General features: G+C 63.4%; 17 protein-coding genes and 1 tRNA gene. 6 read left to right on the top strand and 12 right to left on the bottom strand.

Annotated features, from left to right (window positions below; genetic code table 11):
- Window positions 1-138: 138 nt before the first annotated feature.
- The 3 genes from FOM02_RS01760 to FOM02_RS01750 all read left to right on the top strand — a co-directional run bounded on the left by FOM02_RS01760 (window position 139) and on the right by FOM02_RS01750 (window position 4,433).
- The gene (locus tag FOM02_RS01760; protein ID WP_027563995.1) at window positions 139-3,252 is read left to right on the top strand and encodes an EAL domain-containing protein; all 3,114 of its coding nucleotides are present in this window, start codon (window positions 139-141) and stop codon (window positions 3,250-3,252) included.
- A complete protein-coding gene (locus FOM02_RS01755) occupies window positions 3,252-4,295 on the top strand; it encodes a diguanylate cyclase (RefSeq protein WP_027563994.1) in 1,044 nt (347 codons plus the stop codon). Before FOM02_RS01760 ends, FOM02_RS01755 begins: the two co-directional genes overlap by 1 nt.
- A 61-nt stretch (window positions 4,296-4,356) precedes the next feature.
- Window positions 4,357-4,433: transfer RNA gene (locus tag FOM02_RS01750), tRNA-Arg, on the top strand.
- 152 nt (window positions 4,434-4,585) lie between these two features.
- Here the strand turns inward: FOM02_RS01750 and FOM02_RS01745 are convergent.
- Window positions 4,586-5,155 (bottom strand): hypothetical protein, encoded by a 570-nt coding sequence (locus tag FOM02_RS01745; protein WP_265441420.1) that lies wholly within the window; start codon window positions 5,153-5,155, stop codon window positions 4,586-4,588.
- Between the two features lie 204 nt (window positions 5,156-5,359).
- Here FOM02_RS01745 and FOM02_RS01740 point away from each other — a divergent pair, with 204 nt between their 5' ends.
- A complete protein-coding gene (locus FOM02_RS01740) occupies window positions 5,360-5,875 on the top strand; it encodes a Spy/CpxP family protein refolding chaperone (protein ID WP_027563992.1) in 516 nt (171 codons plus the stop codon).
- A gap of 140 nt (window positions 5,876-6,015) precedes the next feature.
- On the opposite strand, the gene FOM02_RS01735 is transcribed toward FOM02_RS01740, so the two are convergent.
- Window positions 6,016-6,915 carry a transglutaminase family protein gene (locus FOM02_RS01735; RefSeq protein ID WP_265441419.1) on the bottom strand — a complete coding sequence of 300 codons (900 nt, stop codon included), beginning with the start codon at window positions 6,913-6,915 and terminating at the stop codon, window positions 6,016-6,018.
- A gap of 194 nt (window positions 6,916-7,109) precedes the next feature.
- Entirely contained in the window at window positions 7,110-7,379 is a 270-nt protein-coding gene (locus FOM02_RS01730; protein WP_035731982.1) for a hypothetical protein, read from the bottom strand.
- A 286-nt stretch (window positions 7,380-7,665) separates the two neighbouring features.
- Here FOM02_RS01730 and FOM02_RS01725 point away from each other — a divergent pair, with 286 nt between their 5' ends.
- Entirely contained in the window at window positions 7,666-7,863 is a 198-nt protein-coding gene (locus FOM02_RS01725; RefSeq protein WP_027563990.1) for a hypothetical protein, read from the top strand.
- Between the two features lie 1,665 nt (window positions 7,864-9,528).
- Here the strand turns inward: FOM02_RS01725 and FOM02_RS01715 are convergent.
- From FOM02_RS01715 to FOM02_RS01705, 3 genes are all read right to left on the bottom strand, one after another.
- Entirely contained in the window at window positions 9,529-9,939 is a 411-nt protein-coding gene (locus FOM02_RS01715) for a hypothetical protein (RefSeq protein ID WP_027563989.1), read from the bottom strand.
- A 406-nt stretch (window positions 9,940-10,345) separates the two neighbouring features.
- Window positions 10,346-10,639 (bottom strand): hypothetical protein, encoded by a 294-nt coding sequence (locus tag FOM02_RS01710; RefSeq protein ID WP_027563988.1) that lies wholly within the window; start codon window positions 10,637-10,639, stop codon window positions 10,346-10,348.
- Between the two features lie 211 nt (window positions 10,640-10,850).
- Window positions 10,851-11,537, bottom strand: a complete 687-nt coding sequence (locus FOM02_RS01705) for a DNA-3-methyladenine glycosylase I (RefSeq protein ID WP_027563987.1) — start codon at window positions 11,535-11,537, stop codon at window positions 10,851-10,853.
- A 145-nt stretch (window positions 11,538-11,682) separates the two neighbouring features.
- Between FOM02_RS01705 and FOM02_RS01700 the strand changes: the two genes are divergently transcribed.
- Window positions 11,683-12,510, top strand: coding sequence for a metallophosphoesterase family protein (locus FOM02_RS01700; protein WP_265441418.1), 828 nt, complete (start codon window positions 11,683-11,685; stop codon window positions 12,508-12,510).
- Here FOM02_RS01700 and FOM02_RS01695 read toward each other — a convergent pair.
- The 6 genes from FOM02_RS01695 to FOM02_RS01670 form a co-directional block, all read right to left on the bottom strand.
- A complete protein-coding gene (locus FOM02_RS01695) occupies window positions 12,449-12,934 on the bottom strand; it encodes a Crp/Fnr family transcriptional regulator (protein WP_027563985.1) in 486 nt (161 codons plus the stop codon). The two genes, FOM02_RS01700 and FOM02_RS01695, sit on opposite strands and share 62 nt — an antisense overlap.
- Before the next feature lie 130 nt (window positions 12,935-13,064).
- Complete coding sequence (locus FOM02_RS01690; RefSeq protein ID WP_027563984.1) at window positions 13,065-13,601, bottom strand: GNAT family N-acetyltransferase; 537 nt, start codon at window positions 13,599-13,601, stop codon at window positions 13,065-13,067.
- Between the two features lie 152 nt (window positions 13,602-13,753).
- The gene (gene bchE / locus FOM02_RS01685) at window positions 13,754-15,280 is read right to left on the bottom strand and encodes a magnesium-protoporphyrin IX monomethyl ester anaerobic oxidative cyclase (protein WP_027563983.1); all 1,527 of its coding nucleotides are present in this window, start codon (window positions 15,278-15,280) and stop codon (window positions 13,754-13,756) included.
- Window positions 15,281-15,413: 133 nt separating this feature from the next.
- Window positions 15,414-16,142 (bottom strand): di-trans,poly-cis-decaprenylcistransferase, encoded by a 729-nt coding sequence (locus FOM02_RS01680; protein WP_027563982.1) that lies wholly within the window; start codon window positions 16,140-16,142, stop codon window positions 15,414-15,416.
- Between the two features lie 72 nt (window positions 16,143-16,214).
- Entirely contained in the window at window positions 16,215-16,589 is a 375-nt protein-coding gene (locus FOM02_RS01675) for a winged helix-turn-helix domain-containing protein (RefSeq protein ID WP_027563981.1), read from the bottom strand.
- Window positions 16,576-17,193 carry a hypothetical protein gene (locus tag FOM02_RS01670; RefSeq protein WP_027563980.1) on the bottom strand — a complete coding sequence of 206 codons (618 nt, stop codon included), beginning with the start codon at window positions 17,191-17,193 and terminating at the stop codon, window positions 16,576-16,578. Before FOM02_RS01670 ends, FOM02_RS01675 begins: the two co-directional genes overlap by 14 nt.
- Window positions 17,194-17,271: the final 78 nt, after the last annotated feature.

Genomic DNA, 17,271 nt, shown 5'->3' with positions numbered 1-17,271 from the left:
GCGCCGCACAACCGCGGCGTGGTTCCCGTCCCGCTGCATGGGAGCGCATCCGCGCAACCGGATTAATGCTTAGGTAACTGGCTTTCCTAAGGTTTGCGCCATTTGTGCGGTGTAATTCTGTCCCTCCAGGGAGGGGGAATGCGCCAGGTCTTTACAGGGATGGCAACCGGAATGTCCCTAGCCGCCCGAGGCGGCTGGGAGGCAGCGCTTCGGCGCGGGCCGGTGCTTTGGCTGACCCTGTGCGGCGTGTTGCTGGTCGCGGGGATCTTCGCCGTGACCGCAATGGCCATCGGCGAATTCCGCGAGCGGACCCTCGTCAATCGCGAGCGCGAGCTGGAAAACACGGTGCAGCTGATCGCGCGCCACTTCGATCAGCAGTTCGAAGATTCCGACGTCGTCGCCGCCGATCTGATCGGGCAGATGAACCTGCCGGAGATCAATTCGGCCGCCATGTTCCGCGAGCGCATGACGGGACCGGCCGCGAACCAGATGCTGCGCAGCAAGATCAGCTCGGTCTCCTATCTCGGCGACATCGCGATCTACGATGCCGACGGCGAGTTGATCAACTGGTCGCGAAGCCAGCCGCTGCCCAAGATCAACGTCTCCTCGCGCGCCTATTTCCAGACCTTCAAGTCGGATCCGATGTCCGAGCCGGTCATCCTGGAATCGGTCCGCAGCTTCATCATCGGCAAGTGGACCACGATCGTGGCGCGGCGGCTGCACGGGACCGACGGCACTTTCTTCGGCGCGATGGTCCGCCGCATCGATCCGGACACCTACCAGAACTATTTCGCATCCGTGGCGCTGGCCGAAGGCACGGCGATTGCGCTGTTCGACCGCGAAGGCAAGATGCTGGCGCGCTATCCGCATGTCGAGGAGCTGATCGGCAGGAGCTTCAAGACGGCACCGCTGATGCAGAAGGTGCTGGCCAAGGGCGGCCAGCACACGCTTCGCGTCAGGAGCCCCGTTGACGGCGAGGAGCGGCTCGGCTCGGCCGCCTCGTTGAACCATTTTCCGCTGGTCATCGTCGCCACCAACACCATGAGCGCTGCGCTGGCCGACTGGCGGCAGCAGACCGGCTTCATGGTCACGACCGCGACGCTCTCGGCCGCCGTGATCGCGATGATCCTCTATCTGATCATCCGCCAGATCAACCGGCAGAATCGCGACGCCCAGGCGCGGATCGAAGCGGAGCGACAGCGGCTCGACACCGCCCTCAACAACATGTCGCAAGGGCTGATCCTGTACGACGCGAACGGCTACATCGTCATCTGCAATCGCCGCTATGCCGACATGTTCGGCCTGTCCCACGACGTCATCAAGCCCGGCTGTCACATCCTCGAGGCGATGCGTCACCGCAAGGAGCGCGGCGCGTTCGACGGCGACGTCGAGGCGTTCTGCGCCGACGTGATGCGGGTCGTGGCCGAAGGCACGGTCTCCACGCGAACCCATCATTTGCCGAACGGCCGCGCCTTCCAGGTCATCAACACCCCGCTCGCGCAAGGCGGATGGGTCGCCACCATCGAGGAGATCACCGAGCGGCGCAATCTGGAGCAAGAGCGCGACCGCAACTACACGTTCCTGCGCGAGATCATCGATCATATTCCATCACAGATCACGGTGAAGGACGCCCGGACGCGGCAATATCTGCTGGTCAACCGGACCGCCGAGGAGCAGTTCGGCCGATCGCGCGAAGCCATCGTCGGCAAGACTCCCCTCGACGTCTACCCGGAGGAGACGGCGAGGCGCGTCACCGAGGACGACAGCGAGGCGCTGCAAGGCGCCGACACCGGATTGTTCAAGGACGAGCATCCCTGGCCGAGCCAGACCAAGGGGATGCGCTATATCACCTCGACGCGGATCGGCATCCGCGACGAGTCCGGCGAACCGCGCTATCTCATCAGCGTCATCGAGGACGTCACCGAGCGGCGGCGCGCCCACGACAAGATCGCGCATATGGCGCATTACGATGCGCTGACCGACCTGCCGAACCGCACGCTGTTCCGCGAGCAGATCGAACGCGAGCTGGCCAAGGTCGCGGATGGCTGCCAGTTCGCGCTGCTCTATATCGACGTCGACGAATTCAAGGGCATCAACGATTCGCTCGGTCATCATGTCGGCGACGAGCTGCTCAAGGCGATCGCGACCCGCCTGCGCGGCTGCCTCAAGAAGGACGATCTGATCGCGCGGCTCGGCGGCGACGAATTCGCCGTGATCCAGACCGGGATCCAGTCCTCTGCGGACGTGCTGTCCTTCGTGACGCGGATCTACGAGGCGATCCGGCAGCCGTATCACTGCCTCGGCCACCAGCTCTCCACCGATGCCAGCATCGGGATCGCGCTGGCGCCGCAGGACGGGGCCGATCTCGACCAGCTCATCAAGAACGCCGACCTTGCGATGTACGGCGCCAAGGCCGAGGGACGCCGCACCCACCGCTTCTTCGAGCCGGAGATGGACGCGAGCGCCAAGGCGCGCCTCGCCATGGAGCAGGATCTGCGCTGGGCGCTGGTGAATGGCGGCTTCGAGATCCACTACCAGCCGCTGGTCGATCTGCGCTCGGGCGAGGTCTCGGGCTGCGAGGCGCTGCTGCGCTGGCGGCATCCCGAGCGCGGCATGGTCTCGCCGGCGGAGTTCATTCCGGTGGCCGAGGACACCGGCCTCATCAACGAGCTCGGCGACTGGGTGCTGCGCACCGCCTGCAACGAGGCCGCGACCTGGCCTGCGCATGTGCGCGTCGCGGTCAACGTCTCGCCGGTGCAGCTCAAATGCGACACGCTGGCGCTGCGGATCGCCGGCGCGCTCGCCGCGTCGGGGCTGGATCCGCGCCGGCTCGAGCTCGAGATCACCGAGGCCGTGCTGATCCGCGACGACGAGGCCGCGCTCTCGATCCTGCACCAGCTGCGCGCGATCGGCGTGCGCATCGCGCTCGACGATTTCGGCACGGGCTATTCCTCGCTGAGCTATCTGAAGCGCTTCCCGTTCGACAAGATCAAGATCGACCGCTGCTTCGTCGCCGACATCGCGGAGACCAGCGGCGCGCCCGTGATCGTGCAGGCGGTGGTGAACATCGCCGCCGCCAGCAACATGACCACGGTCGCCGAAGGCGTCGAGACCGAGGCGCAGCGCGAGATGCTGCGTAACCTCGGCTGCACGGAGATGCAGGGCTACCTGTTCAGCGCGCCGAAGCCGGCCGCTGACGTGCGCAAGCTGTTCGGCCCGGGCGATGCCGTGCGCGTGGCGGCGGTGGCCTAATGGCAAGATCGCGCAAGATCGTCGATGTCGCCGACTCCTATGCCGTGCGGCTGATGCAGCACCTGGTGGTGCCGACCTTCGTGATCGACCCCAAACGCCGCGTCGTGATCTGGAATCGCGCCTGCGAGCGCCTGACCGGCGTTGCCGCCTCCGAGGTGATCGGCACGACAAGACACTGGCAGGCGTTCTACGAGACCAGGCGGCCCTGCCTTGCCGACCTCGTCGCGCTCGACCGTCCCGAGCAGCTGCCGGAATACTATTCGGAATATGCCGCGCGCGGTCATAACGGGCTTGGCTTTTCCGCGGAGAACTGGTGCGTGATGCCCAAGCTCGGCAGCCAGCTCTATCTCGCCATCGACGCCGGCCCGATCCATGACGAGGCCGGCGACCTGATCGCGGTGGTGGAGACGCTGCGAGACCTCACCGACCAGAAGCGCGCCGAGACGGCGCTGAAGGAGCTCGCCACCAAGGACGGGCTGACCGGCCTGTCGAACCGCCGCGCCTTCGACCAGATGCTGATGAACGAATGGGCCCGCGCCCAGCGGACGCAGAAGCCGGTGGCGCTGCTGTTCGCCGACGTCGATCATTTCAAGCTGTTCAACGATCGCCACGGCCACCAGACCGGCGACGAATGCCTGCGCGCGGTCGCTGCGGTCGTCAGCCGGCATGCCGTGCGCCCGCTCGATCTCGCCAGCCGCTATGGCGGGGAAGAATTCGCGCTGATCCTGCCGGACATGGATGGCGAGGCCGCCTGCACTGTTGCGGAGGACATCCGCACCGCGGTGATGGCCTTGGCGATCGCCCATGGCGCCAATGGGGCCGGCGACCACGTCACCCTGAGCGTCGGCGTCGCCAGCCACATTCCGGGCGAAGCCGACGGCGGCCCGGACCGGCTGCTGGGTGCCGCCGACGAGGCGCTCTATGCGGCCAAACGGCTCGGCCGCAACCGCGTCATCGGCGCCGACCGCCTGCTCGCCGAATTCGCCGGGCTCCGCCGCGCGGGCGTGCCAGTTCCGACCCCGATCCGGCGCAAATCGGCCTGACATGATGTCGGCGAGAAGCGGTTGCCCGCCCCCCGCCAATCAGCTAAATGAGGCCCCACTAGCACCCGTAGCTCAGCTGGATAGAGCGTTGCCCTCCGAAGGCAAAGGTCACACGTTCGAATCGTGTCGGGTGCGCCAGTAAAATCAAGTACTTCCGACAATTTCCCATTTTTGGGGCAGTGCCGGGTAAGCACGCGCCCCGCTCATGGCGTTTGAGCTGCATCGAACGAGCCGAAGCCGCGGACTTCGGGAAAATGCTCGTTGTCATCTGCCATCGCCACGACACGCACCTAGTCGCAGCCGGTGATGCGCTTCACCGCCTTCGTGTACTTCAAATGAAGCGAGCCGTCAGGCTGGTCCGAAGGCGCATTGCGACTTAGGCGGCGATCCGAGTCCTGGCATGTTTGAAGGTCGAGCTGGATGTGCGAGCAGGATCCCAGGGCGTTGTTCTCGGCCTCCTCCTTCGACGCTCCGAATCCGACAAACGTCTGTACGCGCCCGGCCTCGGTGTCGGCCGCCGATACGAGAGTGATTTCCGAAATGTAATAGGACGAGCACGGCGCAGCGAGCACCTCGGCAGAAGCGAGCATTCCAATCCAGAGTGCGCCCAGCGAAGCTGCTTTCATGCTCCATCCTTTCAAGCGATGAACATCAGCGACCAACCAGATGCTACGGCGAAGCCCACAATGGCAAATAGTCGGATCATTGTGCCTCTCGCTGTGGTTCAGTACCAACCTGGAATTCAAGAGCCAAATGCGGGACAGGTTTTGAGCCAAATCAAGGTCCGCTCCGCGAACGCCGTCACGCCATGCGCCTGCACGATGACGAGCAAATTCCGCGGCAGCAAGCGCCAGCGCCAATTACCTCTTCGCGGCCCAGTTGCTTACGCACGCTTTGATGTAGACGTTCGTTCGTCCGAATGCCGGCGCGAGAACGGACATGTCGTCGCACTTGCCTGCGCGCCACGATTCTTTCCTCAAGTCCCTTGATTTGAATCAATGCGACATCGCACTGCCGACCATTGTTGGCGTGGTGCTGGAGGCCGCTTACCCAGGAGGTCGCCGATGATGAAAGTAGTAGTGATCGGAACAGCCGCGCTCCTTCTTACCGTACCGTCGATTGCCCGAGCGCAAACTCCCTCACCTGCGACGCCAGAGAAGCTCAACGCAGTGGACCGGAGTACATTGATGGACATGCGGATCGATTTGACCAAGGCCGCATTGCAACTGACACCTGACCAGGAAAAACTCTGGCCGCCTGTCGAGAGCGCCATTCGTGCCAGGGCGGAAGATAGGAAGGCCCGTGTTGCAAAAATCTCGGAAACAGTGGGTAGACGGGCCGACCAAAACGCCGTCGAAACCATGCGCAATCGCGATCCTATCGCCTTCCTGCAACGACGCTCGGAGGCCTTGGCTCAACGATCAGCCGATCTGGATAAACTCGCCGAGGCGTGGCAGCCACTCTACAAGACCCTCAATCCCGAACAGAGGCAGCGCATGGGGGCCCTCGCGGTCCTTGTGCTTCACGACATGAGCGATGTCGTGGAGCGACGTCGTGCGCAGGCCGAGGATGAAGATTGAGCAGGATGTTGACTGATACCCGCCGTGACGGCCTGAACCTTCCCGGCGAACCAACTCTAAGCCTGGGCGATGTCCCCTTTGGAAGGGCCGACATCCCCAGGCATTATGCCACGACTATCGAGGCGTCGCGTTCGGCCGAGCTATCCCTCGGACTGATCAGCAACGTCACCCAGTTTGTGGACCTCGACGCGCACTGACATAGCGAGATTGTCCTCGGAGCTTCCCAACCATGATCCCGCAAGAGGCACGGCCTGAGCGGGGTGCCGCGCGAGCGCGACGGGAATAAGATCGAATCCGGCGTTGATGTGATTGGTCGGATCGTAGTTCATCCAACCGGCACCGGGCAGGAACACCTGCAACCACGCATGGGTGGCGCCCGAACCCGCCATCCCGATCTCGCCCCCATCGAGCGCCGCATCATAGATGTAACCGCTGACAAAGCGAGCTGCGAAGCCAAGCCGGCGCAAGGCCTCGATCATGAGCCACGCATAGTCCCGGCACGTTCCCGACCTTGAGTGCAACGTTTGCGCGGGTGCAAGGGTCCCCTCCGCCTCCCGAGCCTGGTAGTTGAATCCGTCGCGGAAAGCGTCGAGCATCTGTTCCAAAGCACCGATCGTCTTGCCGTCGGCCACAAAGCTCCTGGCCCACTCTGCGAGGGCGAGGTCGGGATCCTCGGTGTGCGGGCGCATGAAGCCGGCGAGGTCGTTCCATTCGTCCGGCGTGTACTGCACGGGCATTCTCTCGGCGCGCCGCTCCAGCACGAACTGCTTCACGTCCTTGGCCCCGAAATGAATGCCCCGAAACTGAAACGTGAAGATCAACTCGCTGCCGGGCTCCTCGATCTCGATCTCCGCTATATTGTTTGAAAGGCTGTCGCTAATCCACCGGATCCGAGAGCGAAGATTGGTGCCTGCGGACCAGCTTAGCAAGCGTCCGCCCGCTCCGCGCCTCGGCAGGAACATTGCGCGATGCGTGCCAAACGTCACCGGCTTCGCATAATTGTAGGTGGTGGTGTGCTTGATCTCGAAGATAATGCCCATTGCGCCTCCGAGTATGATCGAATGATCCTCGGCCGAACGCGCCATCAGGCCGATACCGTCCTTTCGATCCGGCGGCGCAATGATGCCATGGCTCCGTGCTCCGCGCCGTGAATGCGCCTCTACAGTGGAATGAGCTGCGAGGCCTGAATGAAACGGCTGGGACCGCGGCATCGAAGCCGAAGCCCAGACGTTTCTCAGCGACACACGTAGGAACCATTCACGAGTACGCGCACACATGCCGTACCGGCAGCCGCTGCGCCGACCGCAGCTCCTCCTACGACCGCCCGTCGCGTCTGTCTGCGCGCCACGCCTGCGACGCTCATCGGTGTTGCCGGTCGACCGACCCTGGCTTCCGCGCTTTGCACGAGCGACAGGCCGTCGCTTTCCGTCCAATTGATCGCGCCAAATCCGCATGCCAGCCCGATTGCCACGAACGCGATCTGCATTCCGCGAGCCCTTTTCATCATGAGCCTCCTCGTCGTCGGTATTCCTTGCCTGCCGATACTTTCCCGATGGCGAATGCGCCGCTTGATCTACATCAACGGGGAGAAGCCATCCTGGACGAGGTTGCCCATTCGGAAGTTTGGCAAGCTGCCGTGGCGCATGAAACGGTATCGACCCTTGATGCACTTGCAGCCGGTTGCACTACGAAGCGCTGCCGACGCAGCGAAGCTCCTGCGCGGCAGGTGCATTCTCGGCAGAAGGCGAAGCAACTGCGTGCGCCGTCCGACATATTGAGGAAGGCCTGCCATGCTCGAAGGTCTGATTGATCTGGTCATCAACGTCGTCGTCATCGGCCTCGTGATTTGGCTGTTGCGCTTCCTGATCGAGTTGAACCCACTCGGCAAGCCGTTGCGGCGCGTCGCCAACGTCGCGGTCGTGGTGATGGGTGTGCTGATAATCGTCATGTTGCTCATGAACTTCCTGAGCAAGCATCTCATGGCATGATGCTCGCTTGGCATTCGGCTGAGTCGGCACGATCCATCGCCTCCTGCGTCCTCGTCAGCCAGCCAGGACTGAATGCGGGACGACGGGATCAGTTGCTTGGGAAAATGCGGATTGAGCGTGCCAGCCAGCAGCACCACGCCATCCTCAAGCCTTGTGCGAGCGAACACCTTGGCGTCCGCTTCTGTCGCAAACGTTCACGTTTCGTGAGGACTTCCCGGTTTCACGCGCACGCCATGTCTGCGAACTTCGGAGGTCACGCACCAAATTGCCATCACCCGTCAAGTCCGCTCGATGTTTTGACGAGTGAAACAACCTTGGCGCCACGCCGATCGTCCTTGGGCGGGCGCAAACTGCCCTTCATCCAACCCATGATGATTGGGGACGTCAGCGGATCAAGCGAACGCTCGTTTGACGCACGATGCTTGTGGCTCGCTGTGAGCCACGCGCGCACATTGATGCGCGAGCGCTCGCCCCGCAGGGACCATAATTCTCGCCATCCCCGGATAAGCATCATTGGCCTGTACTGCTTTGGAGCGCGCCGAGCCGACCTGCGGATGGACACCTCCTCGAGAGGTCGATGATTAATTTGGAGCTTGAAATTGCTGCTCGCGCCATTGTCCGAAAGGGAAGCTGCGGTAACAGGTGATGCCTGCGTGCCAATTTGCCTGATGATCTCGCCCGCATGAATCCTCCGCCCGCTGAATCAGAAGGGTTTGATCCGGAGGCGGCCGTTCCGGCCGCCTCCTCATTTCTGCGCGTGACCGGCGTGCCGATTTGCAACCAATTCCGCTGCTCTGCGCATCAGATCAGGGTGCCATGACGTCGCTGATATGCCGACGCGCCGAAGTCGATGCTCGCCTCACTGGCTTTCGTCTGTGCTTTACGGGCAGCGGAACGGCATGCCGTTGGCGCCTGTGACAAAAGCCCCCGATGTGCAGGCCATGCCGGCGGGAGTTATGTACCAGCCACTGCTGTCGCTGGCCGTGGACGCAGGATAGTAGGCATTAGCTCCCAGGGCCCCGCCATAGTAGGCATTAGCTCCCAAGCCTCCACCAGAGTAGGAAGGCCCACCTCTGTAAGGACTCACGCCCGTAACTCCATAATTGCCGGCGCCTGTGTAAGGGCCGCTTCCCCATCCCCAGTTGGGAGATGTGGCCGCCACAGCAGCAGCCGTGCCCACGGCGGCCGCGCCGGCAACGCCAGCGCCGACCACCCCGGCTCCATATCCGTACGCAGCCCGCCGGCCTTGCCGGCGAGCAACACCTGCAACGCTCACCGGGGTCAGCGGTCGTCCGACCCGCGCTTGGGCACTCTCCACTGACAAGGAGATGCCGCCTTGTTCAGTCCAACTGAACGAGAACAGTGCCGCGCATGCGACAGTTGAGCCCGCAATTGCAAGTTTTGCTGGATGCATGTGTCTCATGAACTTGCTCCATTACTGGCTTGCCCCATGCTGAAAGGATGCGGCCTCCCCGCTGGTCCGCATTGCGCTAGATCAAGATAGAGAAGGAGGCTTGCGAGCTCGGATGAGGCAGAGGCTTTGACGTTATCAACGCGTATTCTCGATGGCGCGCGTCAACCAACTGAGCCGATGGCGGCGAGAACGAACGACGCTTTCAAATTGAAAGAGGCGGCGATTGCGCCGCCTCTTTCTGGTCCGCGTGCTTACTGGCAGACATACATGATTCCGTCAGCACCCTTGATCAACGTGCCAGGCGTGCAGCCAATGCCGTTGAGCTTCGCATAGCTATCCCAGCCGTCGTAGCAGGTATAGGAAGCAGCTCCAAAGACTCCGCCGGACGTGCCGTATCCGTATCCGTATCCGTATCCGGTCGTGCCACCGACCCCACACCAGGGGCCGCCAGCGTAGTAGGCGCGCACCGCGTACCAGGGGAGACCGGTCTGATTGGGTATGTAGTGATTATAGGGATACGGGCTGACATAGAGTCGTCTCGCTTGGGCACGCTCAACTGAGAGCGAGATCCCGCGTTGCTCAGACCAGTCAACGGTGAACAGCGCCGCAAAGGCGATAGTCGAAGTTGCAATCGCAAAATTTCTGAACGCTGTCTGCTTCATCGTTTTGCTCCTATGCTGTCGCCCCCTTTGCATAAGAGGCCCGTCCGCTGGGGCCGAATTGACAGAGATCAAGCGCCTTGTGCACGCAATCGTGCGTAAGGCGCCAGCCGAAAGAGGTTGACGCGTCGCGCTCTCAGATGTGCTTGCCCGGTGCAACGATGTTGCCGGACGTCGCAAAGATCGAGAAAAGGCAATTAGGTGTGTGACGTCGGCTCCCGGTCCCATCAGACCGAAGCAGGACGCACGCGGCAACGCAGCGCTAATGCTTCATGGACGGGATCTCGACTATCTCGACAAAGACCCCGCTCACATCAGGCTCATTGTAGTTGTCGCTGTGATTGCACTTGCACAGCGAACTCATGGCGCGATCTTTCCAATCAACCACCCGCGTGCGATCTATTGTCGCTCAATGCTTCATCTGCTCGAACACCACGATCACCCCGGTCGGCTCGGGCTCGTGGGCCATCAGGCGCGTCAGGTCGGCATCGCCCCAATCGGCGAGGCTGACGACTTCGCCGCTCTCGCGTTCCGCGCCCAGCGACGGCGTGGGCTCGAGGACCTTGAGGCCCATCTCGTCGACGAAGAAGGTGTGCTCGCCGAACATGCTGTTGAGCTGGGGCATGGCGGGATGCTCGTCGGGCAGCACCTGAGCGCCGAGTTGGTTGACGGTCTGCTTAACCTGTTCGGATGTGAGCTTCATGAGCTGCTCCGTTTCTGTCACGTCGGGTTTCGCTGAACTGAGCCGAAGCGAGCGTTCCCTGCGCCGGTGTCGCCTGGCTCAAGTTTCCGAACGGGTGCTGCGCGCAAATGTTCCTGCGAAATGAATTTCGTGATTGCGCGTTCCATCCGCCGCGCTCGCGGCACGTGATCGCCACACGATGCACATGATTTGGCTGGCGCGTGCGAGAGCCCTACTCGCTGCGGTTCTCGCCGACCGACAGCGCGCAGATACGTGACAGATATGTGTAGGGCAGGCCGGTCTCCTCGGCCCAAGCGTTGAATTGTGCCTGCACCTTGGCGAGATCGCCTTTCGACTTCACCTCTTCGGCGATGTCGAGCCCGGCATCGCGCAAGGCCGCAACGACGTCCTTGGATGTCACAAAGCCGTCCCAGCCGACGAAGCGCAGCAGCAGCTGGCCGGTGTTGCCGCCAAGCCGGCTGCCGCGCTTGGTGAGGAGATCGAGCAGGCCGATCTCGTTCGATGGCGGCCACTTCGCCAGAAACTTGCCGAAGCTGCCGTGCTCCTTCGCGATCTCCTGCACGAAAGCAGCGTTCTCGCGCACCGACATGATTTTTGCGCCATTGCGCACGATGCGCGCATCGCGCAAGAGGCCTTCCCAATAGTCTTCAGGCTGGAAGCTGAGCTTGGCCGGCTGAAAATGCAGGAAGGCTTCCTCGAAGCCGTCCCATTTCGAATCGATCACGCTCCAGGCAAAGCCGGCGCAAAACACCCGCTTCGTCATTTCTGCGAGGATACGGTCGTCGCCGAGGTTGGCCAGGCCCTTCAGGTCGGGCTTGTCAGGCATCAGCTTGTCCAGCGCCTTGGCCCCGCCCTTGCGCTTCTCGGCGCGGGCACGAATGGTCTTGAAGGAGGTCATGCGGACGCCCGCGTTGAGGGTGCGCCACGACATCAGAATTCGACGATCCGGTCCAGTCCTGCGATTGAAAGGCGGCGCTGGTCCGCTTCTTGCTTCGCAAGCGACTTGGAATTCCCAGCCATTTTCAATCGCGAACGGATTTTCAATGCGCTGCCTAGTCGTGGCCGACCTGCACTATTCGCTGCCGCAGCTCGACTGGTTGGTCAGCGCGGCCCAAGAGTTCGACCTCGTGATCTTCGCCGGCGATGCGCTCGACATCGGATCGATGGTGGATTTTCGCGCGCAGATCGTGGTGGTGAAGAAATACCTCGCGCTGATGGCCGGACAGACCCGCGTCATCCTCTGCTCCGGCAATCACGATCTCGACGAGCGCAATGCGGAAGGCGAGAAGATCTCGCGCTGGATATCCGAAATGCGCGAGCTCGGGATTGCCTGCGACGGCGACAGCCTCGCCATCGGCGACACGCTGTTCACGGTGTGCCCGTGGTGGGACGGGCCGCTGGTCAGGCAAGGCATCGTCGAGCAGCTCCACGACGCGGCAGTCGATCGGCCGCGGCGCCGGATCTGGGCGCATCATGCGCCGCCGGCGAATTCACCGACGAGCTGGGGCGGCAAGCGCTTCTTCGGCGATGTCGAGCTGGTGCAATGGATCATGCAGTATCAGCCGTCGATGGTGATCTCGGGCCATGTGCACCAGTCGCCGTTCGTCACGGACGGCTCGTGGTTCGACCGGCTGGGCCAGACCTGGGTGTTCAATGCCGGCCTGCAACCGGGCCGGCCGCCAACGCATATCGTGCTCGATCTCGATGCGGACAAGGCGTTCTGGCTGGCGGCGGGCGAAGCGCAGTGGATCGACCTGAACGCGCCGCTGAAGCGGCCAGCCAACTCCATCGAGGAGCCGCCGGACTGGCTCACATTCTTGGATCGGATTGCCGATCCGAGCCTGGCGAGACCTCAAGCGGCGGCAGGTTGATCATGCTCTGGAGCACCTCGCCGACCATGGCGAGATGGGTGCCGTGGCCGGCATATTGCCGCTTGAGATCGGCGAGATAGGTGTTGGCGACGTTGAGCCGCTGCGCCAGCATTTTTGCGATCAGCAGCGCCACCTCGGGCGTCTGCTTCAGGAACGAGGCGGCATCCTCGAACTCGTAGACGACCGCGTCGGAGCACGCCCGTACCGTCGCGGTGTGCGGCAGGCCCAGCAGCACGGACATCTCGCCGAGCACTGCGCCGGGCTCGGTGACGGTGGCAACCACCATCTCGCCCTTGAGCACCTCGAGCTTGCCCTGCATCAGCACATAGAGGTGGCCGGAGGCGCCGCCCTCGGTCACAAGGTGCGTGCCGGCCGCGACCTGCCGCTCGGTCCCGCCGGTGCAATAATCCAGAACTGCGCGCATCCTGCAAAACTCCCGTCAGGGGAGGCAGTAGAGCACGATCCGCGCCGCAGGCTTGCTCAAATTTCCGGCATGGCTCGAGGTTATTGTTTGCGGATGGTCTTTTCCGAAACGCCGCGCTCCGGATCATGCGCTAGCGCGACAGGCGCTTGGCGAAGTGGATCGACTGCCAATCCCCGAGACCGGTGTCCGCGAAGCCCGCTTTCTTCGCGGGGCCGCGCATTTCGGCGTTGGCTCGCGCGGTCTCGGCTGCAATCATCTCGTGACCGAGATCGCTCGCGCGCGTTTCCATCGCCGTCATCATCTGAAGGCCGAGGCCTCTCCGCTGAAAGGCGTCGGCGACCGAGATGGCGAACTCGCCGTGCCGTGCAGCCGGATCATAGGCGTAGCGCGCTTCGCCGATGATCGTGCCCTGCCCGTCCGGCCTGAGCTCGGCGAGCAAGGTGAAATGATCAGGACGATCGGCCTTGGGCACGCATTCGGCCGCGACCACGGTGAGGTCGGCCCGCCCGCCCATGAACCGCTTGTTGCGCGATGTGGTGGAAAGACCGGTGAAATAGACCGACAGGCTCTCCACATCGGATGCGCTCGCGGTCCTGATGCAGACCATGCCCCTGGCTTCGGCCAATTCGACCGGCTCGATGACGGCTCCCGGAAACAGCTGTGACATGCGTGATGCTTTCGGCAGGTTGCTGGGACCTGCAGACCTAGCCGAGACCATGCACGCGCCGCTTGGACATGGCTGCCAAACTTGCGGCCGAAAACGAACCGCACATGTGTCCTGTGCCGTGCGTCACACACGGCGCATGGGCATGATCGTCGTCAGGCGGCTTCACGCCTCCCGACGCGCCGTTCGGGCCGGGTCGCAATCATCGATTGCTCCTCGCCGTCCTGCGGCGCGCCCCAGAACTCCCGCACCGATGGCCCCCATTTCAAGCGGCGCGCGCGGAAAAATTCCAGGATCTCGTGCGGCCAGACCCTGCGGCCCATCTGCGTGTACCAGCGCATGGCGTGGCGCAGGCCCGCATCGGGCTGGAACAGCACGCGCCAGATCGCCTTGGGCCGGCATTGCAGCACCATTTCCGTGAACTTGAACCAGACCAACACGCGCCATGGCGCCATGTAGCGCGTCGCGAGCACCTGATGCTTGTAGTCCCAGCGGCGGCGGTCGGGCTGGATCACGCGGCGGTCGGCGGCAAGCCGGAAATACGGTGTCCAGCGATGCGGCGTGACGTAGAGCAGCTGCACCTGGTCGGGATCATAGGCGAGCAGCTGCTTCAACCCGCGCCAGTGATCGCGATCGGTTTCTTCCTCGAACCCGACCACCCAGGTCGCCATCGACAGGATGCCGTGCTGCCGCATCAGGCGAATGGCCTCGCGGTCAGTTGCGGTGGTCGCGCCCTTGCGGATCAGCTCCAGCGTCTTCTCGTCGGTGTTCTCCAGCCCGAGCAAGAAGCGCTGCCAGCCCGCTTTCTTGTAGAGATGCAGGATGTCGGCATCGCGCACGATGTCGTCGGCGCGGGTCGAGCCGACCAGGATGAGATCGACATTCTCGGCGATCAGCGCTTCCAGGAAGGCGCGCCACACCTTCTTGGACACGGTCGGATTTTCGTCGGCGAAGTTGATCACCTTGACGCCGTGCTCGCGGTGCAGCCGCGCCAGCTCCCTGGCGAAGCGAACGGGATCGCGGTGACGCCAGCGCGTCCAGAAACCGCGCTGACCGCAATAATTGCACAGATGCGGGCAGCCGCGCGAGAACTGCACGACCACGGCACGCAAGCCACCCCAATAAGAGTAGCGTGCATGATCGATCAATTCCCAGCCGATGCGATAGGCATCGAGGTCGGCGATCACGGGCGCTGGCTGTGTCGCGCGCGGGCCGGTGGCGTCGCGGAACGCGATGCCGGCAATACCGCCGAGATCGTGGCCATATTCCAGCGCGCGCATCAGGCGCCGCGCGGTCTCCTCGCCTTCGCCGCGCACGATGGCGCTGACATAGGGCTCCTCGCGCAGGATCTCGCGCCAATGATAGGTCGGGAAGACGCCGCCATAGACGATCAGGACATCAGGCATGGTCCTGATCAAGGCCTGGGCAATCTCCGCGATCACCGGATGCCCTGAGGTGGAGCCGGAATGGCCGAACAGCACTGCGTCTGGCCTAAAGCGGCTCGCTTCGCTGATGATCGCCGCGACCGGCATCGGGCCGAACTCGGCATCGAGCAGCCGCACGGTGTGACCGTCGTCGATCAGCGGTCCGCCAATCGCGAGCAGACCTAGCGGCGGCAGATGATCGTCCGGAATCCGGCTGCCGATCGAGGGATGAGGCACGTTGACGAGAAGAACACGCATGGACTTTCGCTCCCGCTTTGGTTGGCGTGATCGTCCGTCCCGCTTTTATGAAGAAGCCCAATCCCCCGACTGAACTCGAAGATGTCGTGCGTGACTTGCTGCGGAGCCCCTTGCTGGCCCCCGCCTTGCAGCGTCACGCGCGAGAAAGTGACGGCACCTCCTCCGGCATGATGGCCTGGAGGCCGCCGAAGCGGCGCTCGCGGCCATGGAAGGAGGCCAGCGCCGCGGCGAGATCGCCGGCGTCGAATTCGGGCCACATCCGCTCGGTGAAGTGCAGCTCGGCATAGGCGCCTTCCCACAGCAGGAAGTCGGACAGCCGCTTCTCGCCGGAAGTGCGGATGATGAGATCGACGTCGCGAAGGCCGGCTTCGCCGGTGACGAGCTGCGAGAAGGCTTCGCGGGTGAGGCTGGTCAGCGCCGCCGCCTTCGCGGCAGCATTGAGGATGGCATCGCGCGCGGAATAGTCGACCGCGATTCGCAGGTGAAGTGTGGACCCATGGGCGGTTGCGTGCTCGGCGCGCGCGATCGCATTGGCGATGCCGTCAGGCAGGCGGTCGCGGCGACCGATCACGGAGAGACGCACGCCGTTCTTAGCGAGGCTCTGCACCTCGTTGGCGAGATAGAAGCGGAGCAAGGTCATCAGCGCGGCGACTTCCGTCTTGGGTCTTCGCCAATTGTCGGTGGAGAAGGCATAGAGCGTCAGCGTGCCGATGCCCTGCTTGGGCGCGGCCTCGACGATACGGCGGATGGTCTCGACGCCCGCCTCGTGGCCGCGTACGCGCGACAGTCCGCGCCGCGTCGCCCATCGGCCGTTGCCGTCCATGATGATGCCGACGTGAAGCTTCTCGTTGCGAGAGGTCATGTTGCTGGAGGTCTTGTTGCTGATGGTCTTGTCACTTTGCATTGCAAAGTCTCCGGTCAAAAAAGGGGAGGATCAGGTCGAGGCGATGCCGAGGCGGCCGAACGGCGGCGCCTCGCGGCCCGCGGCCTTGGCGGCGTCGCGCACCAGGCGTTCGAGCACGGCGAGATAGTCGAGGAAGCGGCGCCGGCCGGCCTTGGTCAGCCGGCAGGTGGTGTGCGGGCGATTGCCCTCATAGCCCTTGTGCACCTCGACGAGCCCGGCCTCCTGGAGCACGGCGAGATGCCGGCTGAGATTGCCGTCGGTGAGGCCGCAAAGCTGCTTGAGATCGGCAAACGCCAGCCCCTTGGGATGTGCCATCAGCGAGGTCAGAAGCCCGAGCCTCGCCTTCTCGTGGATTACGCGGTCGAGCCCTTCATAGGAGAAGGGCGCACTGTCAGTCTTCGACATCATGGTCTCCGGACGCGAAATACAGAATGGCTGCCATCACCGACTGCCCGATCACGAAGGGCAGGCCCATGGTCCATGGCGACAGCGTGTGGGTCCGGCTCGCGAGCACCACGACCGCAAAGCCGGAGATGAAATACCAGGCGCCGGCGAGCGCGACGGTGCGCGGCAGCGAACGGACGGAAGCGAAGATGCCGAGCGACACCAGGATCTGCCACAGGCCCGGCAGCAGCCACAGCGTCTCGCTCGCGAACTTCCACATCACGACCGCAAGCAGGATGCCGGCGACGCCCGCTGGCAGGAACTGCTCGACCGCCTGATGGATCATGGCGTCGGCGAAACCCGAATGATGACGGCGCGAGCGCGCCCTCATCTCGATGCCGATGATCAGGACGGAGAGCGCAGCGGCGATGAACCAGCCGAAGAAGAAACCGATCGGCTCACTCGTGGCATCTCGGAGCAGCCAGAATTGCAGGATTGCTGTGATCAGTGCGACGGCGCCGGTCGCCGCCATCGTCGCCGGGCCATAGCCGCGGAACGCCGTGCCCGCCGCAATCTGGCTGCGGATCGCCACGATGTCGGCCAGTGCCTTGTCGAGATCGCGCATCGGCAACGCCAAAACCTCGCTCCACCCATGCTGGCGGGATTGCTGCCCCGTTACTTTGTATTGCAAAGTATATAGCAG

The sequence above is a fragment of the Bradyrhizobium sp. SEMIA genome, assembly GCF_014844175.1.
Classification (GTDB): domain Bacteria; phylum Pseudomonadota; class Alphaproteobacteria; order Rhizobiales; family Xanthobacteraceae; genus Bradyrhizobium; species Bradyrhizobium arachidis.
The sequence above is the reverse complement of the archived record's forward strand: the minus strand, read 5'-3'. Positions and strand labels throughout refer to the sequence as shown.